Annotated in this window: 3 protein-coding genes and 1 pseudogene; 2 read left to right on the top strand and 2 right to left on the bottom strand. The window is 55.9% G+C overall.

Annotation, left to right across the window (positions count from 1 at the left end):
* The first annotated feature begins 17 nt into the window (after positions 1 to 17).
* A complete protein-coding gene (locus tag POR16_RS18295) occupies positions 18 to 407 on the top strand; it encodes a type III secretion system chaperone (protein ID WP_005891541.1) in 390 nt (129 codons plus the stop codon).
* A 60-nt stretch (positions 408 to 467) separates the two neighbouring features.
* Here the strand turns inward: POR16_RS18295 and POR16_RS18290 are convergent, their stop codons facing one another.
* Complete coding sequence (locus POR16_RS18290; protein WP_420376867.1) at positions 468 to 5,693, bottom strand: AvrE-family type 3 secretion system effector; 5,226 nt, start codon at positions 5,691 to 5,693, stop codon at positions 468 to 470.
* An 876-nt stretch (positions 5,694 to 6,569) separates the two neighbouring features.
* Here POR16_RS18290 and POR16_RS18280 point away from each other — a divergent pair.
* Positions 6,570 to 6,724, top strand: a pseudogene (locus tag POR16_RS18280) (CesT family type III secretion system chaperone); the annotation flags it as partial.
* A gap of 51 nt (positions 6,725 to 6,775) precedes the next feature.
* On the opposite strand, the gene POR16_RS18275 reads toward POR16_RS18280, so the two are convergent.
* The gene (locus POR16_RS18275) at positions 6,776 to 12,148 is read right to left on the bottom strand and encodes an AvrE-family type 3 secretion system effector (RefSeq protein ID WP_154897063.1); all 5,373 of its coding nucleotides are present in this window, start codon (positions 12,146 to 12,148) and stop codon (positions 6,776 to 6,778) included.
* Positions 12,149 to 12,310 lie beyond the last annotated feature (162 nt).

Genomic DNA, 12,310 nt, shown 5'->3' with positions numbered 1-12,310 from the left:
CTTAAAGGACTATAACGATGAAAACCCCGCAACCCGATTTCGCCCGTTTTATCAGTGCTCTTGGTGCCCAGCTTGACGCCCCGCTTATGCTGCAGAACGGCGTGTGCGCCCTGTACGACAGCCAGGACAACGAAGCTGCGGTCATCGAGTTGCCCGAGCATAGCGAGATGGTCATTTTTCATTGCCGCGTAGGGCGCTGCCCTGAGCGCTCTGCCGATTTGCAGCGCCTGCTGAGCCTTAACTTCGATGTCGCCCGCCTGCACGGTTGCTGGTTTGCCGTCGATCAGGGTGATGTAAGGCTGTGTGCGCAGCGTGAACTGGGGTCGCTCGATGAGCCGACGTTCTGTGACGTGACGCGTGGGTTCATTTCACAGGCACGTGAGGCGCGTGCCTTTCTGCACGCTTGATATTCCTCCTGCGATCAGGAAGAGCGCCGCTATGTGCGGCGCTTTCATGTGTTTCACTTATCAGCTTTTGACTTCAAAGCCTGCTTTCTTCAGCAAACCTGTCGCCTCTTTAAGTGACTCTGATGGCCGCGACAGCTCGCCGTCAAAGGTGTAACCGATGGGGGTATCCTGATTCTGACCATAAATGAAATTGATCCGCCCCAGCGTTTTGGTCACCGCCAGCGTCGCGCCGCTGTTATAGCTGACCATGGGTGTCGGCGAGATGAAGTTCTCCACCTGTGGGGGAGAGTGAAAAATCACCACCCGTTTGATCCTCATGTTGTCGCGATTTTCCAGGAGGCTGGAGAGCTCAGTCTGTGTAAGCGTACCCTTGCGGCAGCCCTCGTCTATGTCGTCGATTACAGCGTCTTTCGGCTCAAGTCTTACTCGGGCGAGTGTGCCAACGCTGCCCTCAAGCTGCTTGATAAGGTCTCTGAGAGTCGGGTCTTTTTTCATGAACTCGGCAACCCTTGTCGCGTTGCCATTAGAGCGTTCTTCTCCTACCAGAGCCTTGAGTCTGGTAACCAGGTTTTCATGACTAAGGCCGGCCAAGTTGGCCCTGCTTGTCTCGAAGCGGGCACCGTCCAGCACGCTGTGATTGTTGGCAGACGCTTCGTGTCGGGCATCCGCTCGTTTCAGGTCTCGAAGCGCTTTGTACTGTTTGTCGTTCTGCGCAAGCCTGTCGGCAAACAGTTCCTTCAACCCATCAAGGTGCGACTGGACGACTTGGTCCGGGCGCAGGCCCGTGTACCGATTGCTCAGAGGGTCTTTGAGTTCTGCGAGCCTGGCTGTGGTGCTTCTATCCTTGAAGGCTTCACCCAGACTTTTCGAGATTTTGTTCACGCCTTCGGCATTCACCGGTGTTGCAACGTTAAAGCGAAACTTGACCCGTTTGACGGTCTTGTTATCAATGGTCACGCCTAACGTCCCCCCCAGGTTATTGGCAGCTGATTGGCTGGCAGGTCTAGGCCCGGCAGCGGATGTCGGGGTCGCTGTGGTATTGGTATTGGTGCCACCTAGCTGCCCACGAGCCTGGGCGCCGAACGACAGGCTATTGAAGAACCGGGGTCGATTCTTGCCGCCTTCGCGCAACTCGGTCTTGTCGTTCTTCTGAGTCAGGGAATAGTCTGTATAGCTCAACAGGTTGACCGTGACGTTCGCAGCCACGCCCATGCGTGCCACTGCAGAAAGCGGCACACTGCCGTCCTTCGACAGGCCAAAGCCGACACGCAACTCGGCATTGCTGCCTGCCGTTATGTCGAAATTGAAGCGGCGAGCGGCATAGATTTCATGGTCCTTTGCCTTGTTCAATAACTGTAAAGGATTGAGCTTACCCTCGAACAGTTCGTCGACGAATTCGTCGATTTCATCGTCCGGAATATTGAAAATCACCCCGGCTCGCTGGCTGGCCGCCGCCGTCGCCGTCAGGTCTCCTCCCAAACGAAAGTTCGGTGTCATGCTGCGTTTGTTGCCTACGTTGACTTTGAGGGCAGGACTGTCTTTATCGAAAAAAGTAGGCCAGAAGTCTTTACCGCCCCCCACGCCGGCACTGATATTACCGGCCGCTTCTCTCATGACGTACATCGTTACACCACCTTCACAGCGCTCGGCATTGAGTATGTAGTTGCGATTTCCAGTGGTACTTGCGCTTGGCCACGGGCCTGTTGCCTTGTCGGAGAGAATGGCGAACGGACTGGTCAGATTAAGTCCGTAACTGCGCTGCAGACCTATTTCATCATCGTCATGTTCCAGGCTTTTAAGCATGGCCTTGAAGGTGTCGGCCAGTTCGGTCTGGTCCATGCTGCCGGTCGCCGCGCGCATGTTGACGCTGACTGCGTGGTCGGGTTTCTTGAATGCATTCGAGAACGCCTTGACCGCGTCATACGCGCCTTCCAGTGCCGCGTTATCGGTAAAGCCCATGTCGGTGACCTGCTTGACCGGATTTTCTCCATAGGTGACGTTGCGTAACGTTTCCAGCTGCTTTTTCAAACCGGACATGTCGCTTTGTGGCGTCAGCAGCTCAACTTTGTCGATCAGCGTGCCAAGATCTTTCAGGGTCACAAGGTCCAGCGCCAGGCGAGCCTTGCTCAAACCGTGATCGTCATTGGCATCGCGACGCTGCCCCAGACCAATGTCGGTCTTGGTGTGAGAAAGCTTTACTCCGTTTTCCTTCAATAGCTTGAGCGTTGTGGCGGTCGGGTTCTCTGCCGAAGGGGCAATACGCGACAGTGCGTCTTCCACCTCCTGAATAAAATCATGGCCGGAACTTTTGAAGTTCAACGTTGAATTCATTTTGGTCAGCTTTTTGCCGATCTGAGTTCTTATCGACGGCTTCGCCGCCTCACTGTGCTGGTTCAGTACGCCGTCGTTCTGTCTCAGGTTTTTGACCTTGCCGTAATCCTTGCCAATGTTTTCCAGTGCTGTTTTCGCGTGCTGTTCCAGTTCGTCGCGAAACGTCTCTAGTTCTTTCAAAAGGTCAGCGCCCGCAGGGCCGAGTTCCAGTCGTGCGATACGCGCTTTCAGATCGTTACCCTGAGCAGGCGGCTCGCCCCCGGCTTCATGAACCAGTTCAAGTTGCTTGAAAAGGATCAGTTCTTTTTTGTAGACCTCCTTCAATCCCTCTCGACCATGGTAACGATGCTGGATATTGTTACCGACGTTCTTCATCCAGCGAGGCGTTTCCAGGGTGTTCTTGTAAACATTGGCGCGGATGGCCTCACCGAGAGCGGGGCGGGAGCTTTTTTCCATGCCGCCGCGGCCTAAGAAATTGGCCTCCAGTTTCGCTGTGTAACCTGTTTTTGGAATACGCCAGGTTTTGTGCTTGCGCACTATCTTGTTGTAAACGTCAGTCAGGCCGTTTTTTTCCACGGGCCGTGGTTCAAAAGCCTGCCATTTGTCACCTTTAAGCTGCATCAGGCCATGCCCATCGGTGTCTTCAATCTGGACGCTCAATCTGTTGTCGTCATTGCTGTAAAGCGCTTTGACAGGTTGCTCCCCTTGCGCGGCAACGGGCGTCCATTTAGCGTTGAGCTGTTCTCCCAGCTTGGTCCCCTGCCATGCTGCTCTCGGCATGCAATAAAGCTTTCCAGTACTGGTCAGTGCGTGAAGATTGTGCTTTTCGTCCAGCGCCAGCGTTTTGATCTCACCATCAACTCCGGAAGTGTCCAGATCGATGGGCTTGTGGTCTTTGCTATGGGCGGTCAGCCTGTTCTGGTCATCAAGTGCGACAAAGCGCTTCTCGTTGACCATGGCAAAGGCGGTAACTATACGACCTTCCACACCTTCGACTTCTTTGCCCATCTCGATCTTGGTCGAGCGTTCTACCGGGGCAAGGGCTGTATTGTTGTCAAAGGCAATATTGGGGTACTTGGCCGCCACGTTTAGTTTGAGCAACCTGCCACCCTTCAATACATAGGCATTGCTGTCGGCACCACGTTGCAATCGCTCAATGCCCTTTATGCCTGCATCCTTCCAGCACTGTGGCGTCGCATCCCAGCGCTGAATACGACCCGCACTCAGACCGACCAGCCCGCCGCGATCCAGGTTAAGGCGGTCTGCAGCGGCAGGTGCTGCCGGAACGGTCAGGCCGCTAGTGATGTCCAGCACCCGCGCATTGGTCAGGTTCCAGCCGCTTTCCAGCGTCGAGTTCTGTTCATCGAGTGCATGGGAATGCACCTCGCCTTTGCGGTTCTTGATCAATGCATGGACGCGGCCATCATCACCGCTGATGAACCCAGTGACGCTGTCATGGCCGCCCATTGGATGACCTGCCAGGTTGTAGCCGGTCTTTTCTGGCATCAGGTGCAACGTCGGTTGGTCATCTTCGAATGCACTGCGGTCGACGCTGTAAAGCTTGCCCTGAGTGTCAGCTACAAACAGTTTGTCGTTACTCAGACCGACCGCTGCTGCCCGGGCGTCGCCGCCGTCGAGCTCCAGGGTCTTGGTCTTCTTCGGCGTCATTATGCCGACCACCGGGCTCATGTCGGTCAGCAGGACAGTTTGAGCGTCCGAGCCGCTGAGCATGGCGGCGGTATTGTCAGGCGCAACCGAAAATGACTTCAGGCCCTTGACCTCTCCCATCGGTTTGAACGTACTGGAGAGGTCGACGACGACATCATCGCTTTTTGCGTAGACCGAGCCGTTCCCGCCGGTTGTAAGGTGATTGAAGGCAGCATCGTCACTGTCCTTTGGAGCCCAGCGGGTGGTCACCGGATCAAACTGATACAGACGACCCTCGTGCACACGCAGGCGTTCTCCGTTGGTAGTCTGGTGTACGTCGGTGAGGTAGGCGATATGCGCCTTGCCAGGCAGCTCCTGGCTTTTGCGTCCACCAGGGCCGTCAATGTGAATATAGCCACCTGAACGCTCCATTTTCACAGCCGGTGGTTTTTTCCCCTCTACCGAGATTGTTTTCTCACTGCTGCGAATCAACGCCAGTGAGCTGTCGTCCTGCAGCAGATGCAACAAATGCCCATTTGATTGCAACAACTGGTGCCCAGCTACACCATCCTGACTTTGCCGAGCAAGATAGGTTTGCCCCGATTTAGCAAGGAGATCCTTCAGCAACAGGTCCAGGCCTGGCGTAACGAACGTAGAGAAATCAGGCTTGCCCTTGGCATTCAGGTTGATAGTGCCTTGAGGTTTTATATCGCGCCTCAATTGCTCGTCCTTGAACTCAAAGCGACCGCCGCGGCTGCGTGCCAGATTTGGACCCTGCGCGGGCTCATCTGAATCGCCGACTTTGGTTCCGGAGCTGCTTGCCTCGTTCGGGTTGGTGGCCATAAACGACAGGCGCGTGCCGTCGTACCCTTGCAGATGGCTACCGGGAAGTCGGGATTCACGAACAGCGTTGGCTACCGCTTCTTCATCAGTCATGGGCTCTGCAGATAGTTCGGCATCATGCGCGGGCTCATCTGAATCGCCGACTTTGGTTCCGGAGCTGCTTGCCTGATTGGGGTTGGTAGCCATAAATGACTGGCGCGTGCCGTCGTGCCCTTGCAGACGGCTACCTGAAAGTCGGGATTCACGAATAGCGTTGGCTACCGCTTCTTCATCAGTCATGGGCGCTACAGATAGTTCGGCCCTACGCGCGGGCTCATCTAAATCGCCTACTTTGGTTCCAGAGCTGCTTGCCTGATTGGGGTTGGTGGCCATAAATGACTGGCGCGTGCCGTCGTGCCCTTGCAGACGGCTACCGGGAAGTCGGGATTCACGAACAGCGTTGGCGACCGCTTCTTCATCAGTCATGGGCGCTACAGATAGTTCGGCCCTACGCGCGGGCTCATCTAAATCGCCTACTTTGGTTCCAGAGCTGCTTGCCTGATTGGGGTTGGTGGCCATAAATGACTGGCGCGTGCCGTCGTGCCCTTGCAGACGGCTACCTGGAAGTCGGGATTCACGAATAGCGTTGGCGACCGCTTCTTCATCAGCCGCTGACTCTGCAGATAGTTCGGCTGAAGCAGTGCGTTCCAGGCGCTCTCCCGGAATGTCGAACCTGACACGGCGGTTGTTTCGGTCGGCAGGCTCTGTCTGCTTGAGCGCTTTTTCGGCGCCAAGCCCCGCTGTCCCGGAGCTGCTCGCTTTATCTGAACTGTTGCGCAGGATTGACTTGGGTGGATTGTCAGCGCCCGTCAGGCGAGAGCCCCGAGCGGCGTTTTGGATGGCCGCGTCACTGGAAAGCGGGCGTGAGCTTGAGGTGTTCGTTGTGCTGGGCGGTCTGGCCGCTGATTGCTGCGGTGCTCTGGATTTCTGAAACACTTTGCCGACGCTTTTCAGCATTCGTTTTCCCAGACTCCCCAGCGAGTGTGATGAGCGTTGGGTGGGCTGTTCGGCGCGTTGCTGCAAGTCGGATGAGTTGCGAAGGTCTGCAGCCGCCTGTGCCTGAATAACGTTTCCGGTGTTCCGGTTGATCGTGGGTGCCTGCACTTTGAATCTCCTCGTCCTCGCTGTCGCCGAGCGATACCTGGGTGAGCCCTTGAAATCCTCCAAAGACTGCGTGGCGCACGCGCGGCTCTGGTTCCATGAAAAAGGAGTGACCGAAGTGTTTCAGCTGAAGGGGTTTCGCAGCGGACATGAGCCAGGTCGTGGCGCAGACATCGTCGCCCAGCTCTGCAGATGCCTGCTGTCCGCCTGCACGGTTGCTGGTTCGCCGTCGATCAGGGTGACTACGGCTGTGTGCGCCGCGTTAACTGGGGTCGCTCGATGAGCCAGCGTTCTGCGACGTGACGAGTGGGTTTATTTCACAGGCGCGCGAGGCACGTATTCTTCTAAACGCCTGAAAAAAAGCGCCGCTTCAATGCGGCGCTTTTCGCTTTTCGCTGTTTGCGTTGTCAGCTCTTCAATTCAAACCCCGCTTTCTTCAACTGGGCCGCCGCTTCCTTGAGCGAAGCGGATGGTCGTGACAATTCCCCATCGAAGGTATAACCAATCGGTTTATCCTGATCGGCGCCATAAATGAAGTTGATGCGTCCTAGCGTTTTAGTGATGCTTAAGCTTGCGCCACTGTTATAACCGACCAAGGGCAGAGGTGAGCTGAAATTTTCAGCCTGAGTCACGGTATGGAATACCACCAGCCGCTTGATGCGCATCTGGTTGCGGTCTTCCAGAAGACGGGAGAGGTCGTTTTGAGTCATGGTGCCGTCATGGCTGCCTTCATCGATTTTATCGACTAGCGAGTCCTTGGGTTCTAGTCGTACGCGTGCCAACGTTCCGACGCTGTGCTCCATTTCCTTCAGTAAGGCACGAAGTTTCGGGTCGTGGCGCATGAGTTCGATAACCCTTGTCGCGTTACCTGGAGCGCTCTCGCTGCCCAGTAAATTCATGATCCTGGTGAATATGTTCTCGCTGGTCATGCCCGATATATCGGTTCTGCTTGTTTCAAAGCGTGCGTTGTCCATTACGCTGTGCTTGTTGACGGACGCCCGATGCTCGACCGCTGCGCGTTTCAGCTGGCGGAGCGCCTTGTACTTCTTGTCATCGTCGTTCGGCGGTGGTGTATCGGCAAACAACTCTTCAAGCCCGTCGAGCCATGCCTGAATGGCCTCGTCAGGTTTCTTGCCTGTGTAGCGTGCATTCAGAGGGTCGGCCAGTTCAGCCAGTTTTGCTTTGATCGTGTTGTCCTTGAATGCACCGTCAAGGCTTTTTGACAGCTTGGTCAGACCTTCGTTGGTTATCGGCTTGGCTACGTTGTAGCGAAACTTGACCCGTTTGACAGTTTTTCTATCGGCGCTGAAATTGAATGCTGCGCCTAAATTGTTGGCGGCTGACTGGGAGGCGGCTGTCGGCCCGGGAGTGGAGGCAGGGCGACCTGTAGATTCAGTGTGGGTGGCGCCTATCTGGCCACGAATCTGTCCCCCCGCCGCCAGGCTATTGAAGAATCGAGGGCGGTTCTTGCCGCCTTCACGCAATTCAGTCTTGTCGTTTTTCTGGATCAGGGAGTAATCGTTGTAGTTCAGCGCATTAACAGTAAGGTTTGCAGCGATCCCTGCGCGTACAACTGCAGAAAACGAATCGCTGTCAGGGTCGGCTGTCGGGCTTTTATCCGGGGTCAGGTTGATACCTGCGCGCAGTTCTGCCGTTCCGGCCCCCGTGATATCAAACGTGAATCGTCGCGCCTGATAGGCCTCATGGTCTACCGCTTTTTTCATCATTTTCAGCGGGTTGTGTGTGCCCGCGAACAGGTTGTCGACAAACCAGCCGAGGTCTTCATCCGCAACATTGAAGACCACACCGGCACGCTGGCTGGCGGTGGCAGTGGCGGTCACGGCTACGCCCAGGCGAAAGTTGGGAATTAGCGAACGGTGGTTACCGACGTCGACACTGCGTGCAGGATCTTTTTCATCAAAAAAACCCGGCCAGTAATCGTGACCGGCGCCTAAACCGCCACTCATGCTCCCCGCAGCTTCGCTCATCAGGTAAAAGGTCACTCCGCCCTCGCAACGTTCGGCGTTGAGTATGTAATTACGATTAGCAGTGGCGCCTGCCATTGGCCAGGGGCCTGTGGCCTTATCGGCAAGGATCATGAATGGGGTGGTGAGGTTCAGTCCATAACTACGCTGCAGACTGATTTCGTCGTCGGCATGCTCCAGTTGCTTGAGTATGCTTTTGAAGTTTTCGCACAGCTCGGTCTGGTCCTTGCTGCCTGTGGCTGCGCGCATATTGACGCTTACGGCATGGTCCTGTTTTTTAAACGCTTTCAGGAATGTCTTGACCGAGTCATAACCGCTTTCAAGTGCACTGTTATCGGTAAAACCCATATCTGTGACCACCTTGACCGGGTTTTTCCCGTAGGTCACATCACGCAGCGTCTCCAGTTTCTTCTCCAGCACGTCTATATCGCTTTGTGGCTTCTCCACTTCGTCGAGAAGATTGCCGAGGTTCTTCAGTGTGACCAGGTCCAGCGCCAGACGCGCTTTACTCAACCCTTGATCCTCGTTGGCGTCGCGGCGCTGGCCCATGGGTATGTCGGCTTTCTGATGGCTGAGTTTCAGCCCTTGATACTTGAGTTTGCCGAGTAATTGTTTGGTGGGGTTTTCAGCGGACGGAGCGACTTGGGTCAAGGCATCTTGCAGCTCTTTGACTAAATCATGCCCAGAGCTTTTGACGTTGAGCTTTGCGCACTTAGCGGCAAGCGTCTTGCCAAACTGCATGCGTACCGCCGGCTTGGCCAACTCTCCATGCTGATTGAGAATGCCATCCCTCTGCCTGAGGTTTTTTAACTTGCCGTAGCTCTGACCGATAGACATCAGCGCGGTGTAACTGTGATTTTCCAGCTCGTCGCGCAGAGCTTCCAGTTTTTTGATCAGCGTGGCGCCTTCGGGTCCCAGTTTTTTTTCCAGCGCGGCAATGCGCGTTTTCAGATCTTTACCTGGCGCCGGTGGCATTCCCCCCGCCTCATGTATCAGTTCCAGTTGCTGGAACAGAATCGACTCGCTTTCATAAACTTCTTTCAAGCCTACGCGACCAAGGTAACGATGCTTGAGATGGTTACCGGAGTTCTTCATCCAGCGCGGCCAGGCGAGGGTGGGTTTGGCGACGTTGGCGCGCATGAATTCGCTGGAGCTGGCTTTGTGGCGTTTCTCCATGCCGCCGCGGCCCATAAAGTTGTAATCCATCCTGACGGTCATCCCGCCTTTTGGGCGCCAGGTCTTGTTTGAGCCCTTGATGCGCGAGTACCCATCGTTCAAGCCATTTTCTGCCACCGGGCGCTGCTCGAAAGGTTGCCATTCACCTGCCTTGAGCTGCATCAGGCCCTCGCCCTCGGCGTCTTCGATCTGGGCGCTGAGCACGTTGTTGTCGTTGCTGAAGAGCGCTTTGACCGGCTGCCCTCCCGGGAGGGCAACCGGCGTCCATTCGGCTCGCATCTGATACTTCAGCTTTGTCGACTGCCAGCTTTTCTTGGACAGAGAATAAAGCCCGCCGGTACTGGTGAGAGCGTACAGGTTGTGTTCTTCGTCCAGCGCCAGGCTTTTGATATCACCTTCCAGTCTGGGGGCCTCAAGCTTGACAGGTTGGTGATCCTTGCTGTGCGCAGTGAGCTTGTTCTGCTTATCAAGTACGACAAATCGCTCATTGTTGACCATCGCAAATGCCGTGATCACGCGGTCATCAAGGCCCTTGATCTCCTCGCCCATCTCGACGGTTGTCGAGCGCGCTGTCTGAGCCAGCGATAGGTTGCGGTTAAAGGCCATGTTGGGGTGGAAGGGAGCAACCTTGAGTGCATGCAGCTTGCCGCCCTTGAGTACATAGGCGTTGCTGTCGGCGCCGCGTTGCAGGCGATCGACATCTTTTATACCTGCGTCTTTCCAGCATTCAGGCGCATCATCCCAGCGCTGTATGCGTCCTTCGCTCAGGCCAACCAGGCCTGCACGATCCAGGTTGAGCCGTTCAGGGGCGGCGGGCGCCGGGGGCATGATCAGGCCGCGATTGTTGTGCCGCACCTGCACACTGGTCAGGTTCCAGCCGCTTTCCAGTGTCGAACCTTGCTCGTCGAGGGCGTGGGAGTGAACCTCGCCCTCACGGTTCTGGATCAATGCGTGAATACGACCGTCGTCACCGTTGATGAATCCGGTGACGCGGTTGTTGCCGCCAATAGGCAGGCCCGCCAACTTAAAGCCAGCCTGTTCGGGCATGAGCTTCAAGTGCGGATCGTCGCTTTCAAACGCACTGCGATCCGCGCTGTAAAGTCTGCCGCGGGTGTCTGCGACGAACAGCTTGTCCGCGCTCAAGCCGACTGCAGCCGCCTGCGCCTTGCCGTCATCCAGCTCAAGAACTTTGGTTCTTTTCGGCGTCAGCCCGCCAGTTATCGGGCTCATGTCAGTCAGCAGGATGGCCTGAGCTTTTGTGCCACTGAGCAAAGCAGCTCTATTGTCCGGCGCCAACGAAAATGACTGCAGGTCTTTGACTTCCACGTGTGGCATGAATGGACTCGACAGGTCGACCAGAACGTCGTCACTTTTCGCATAGACCGAGCCGTTACCGCCCATGGAAAGACTATCGAACGCGATCTCTTCCAGACCTTCCGGTTCCTTCCAGCGGGCGCTGGTCGGGTCGAATTGATACAACCGGTTTTCGTACACACGCAGGCGTTCTTGGCTGCTGGTCTGGTATACGTCGGTGAGGTAGGCCATATGCGCCTTGCCAGGCAACTCCTGGCTTTTGCGGCCACTGCTGGTTTCGATATGAATATGGCCGTCTACGCGTTCCATGCGCACGGTGGGCAGCTTTTTCCCTTCTATATTCAGTGCTTCGTTACTACTGCGAACCAGCGCCAGCGAGCTTTCGTCCTCCACCAGATGCAGTAGGTATCCGTTGGCCTCTAGCAGTTGGTGTCCATGCACGCCGGGTTTGCTTTCATGAGCCAGGTAGGTTTGTTTGGGGCCAGCGAGAATAGAGTCCAGTAACTGGGCAAGGCCAGGTGTATTGAACGTGGAAAAATCGGGCTTGCCTTTGGCATCCAGCTGGACGGTGCCTTGGGGTTGGGCGTGGCGTGTAAACTTTTCATCTTTCAGTTCGAAACGACCGCCAGCACTGCGTCCCAGGCTTGGTTTTTGCGCTGGCTCGTCTGAATCGTCGACGTTGATTCCGGAGCTGCCTGCCTCGTTCGGTTTGCTGGCCATAAATGACTGGCGCTTGCCGTCGTGCCCTTGCAGGCGGCTACCGGGAAGTCGGGATTCGCGAACAGCGTTGGCGACCGCTTCTTCATCATCCGCTGGATCTGCAGATAGTCCGGCTGAAGTGTTGCGTTCCAGGCGCTCTCCCGGAATGTCGAACCTGACACGGCGGTTGTTTCGGTCGGCAGGCTCTGCCTGCTTGAGCGCTTTTTCGGCGCCATGCACTGCTGTCCCGGAGCTACTCGCTTTATCTGAATTGTTGCGCAGGATTGACTTGGGTGGGTTGTCAGTGCCCGGTAGACGAGATGCCCGAGTGGCATTCTGTGTGACTGCGCCATTGGAAGGCGGATGTGAGCTTGAGGTGTTTGTTGTGCTGGGTGGTCTGGCCGCTGCCTGTCGCGGTGTTCTGGATTTCTGAAACACTTTGCCGACGCTTTTCAGCATTCGTTTTCCCAGACTCCCCAGCGAGTGTGATGAGCGTTGGGTGGGCTGTTCGGCGCGTTGTTGCAAGTCGGATGGGTTACGAAGGGCTGCTGTCGCCTGTGTCTGAATAACGTTTCCGGTGTTCCGGCTGATCGTGGGTGCCTGCACTGTGAATCTCCTTGTCCTTATCCTTGTCCTCTGCTTCCGCAGAGCGATGCCTTGATGAATCCTTGAAGTTCTTCAAAGGTTGCGTGGCGCACAAGCGGCTGCGGTTCCATAAAAAAGGGGTGACTGAAGTGTTTCAGCTGTAAGGGTTTTCGCAGCCGACAT

The sequence above is a fragment of the Pseudomonas coronafaciens pv. oryzae str. 1_6 genome, from assembly GCF_000156995.2.
Classification (GTDB): domain Bacteria; phylum Pseudomonadota; class Gammaproteobacteria; order Pseudomonadales; family Pseudomonadaceae; genus Aquipseudomonas; species Aquipseudomonas tremae.
Note: the sequence above shows the minus strand (reverse complement) of the source record. Positions and strands in the feature narration are given on the sequence as shown.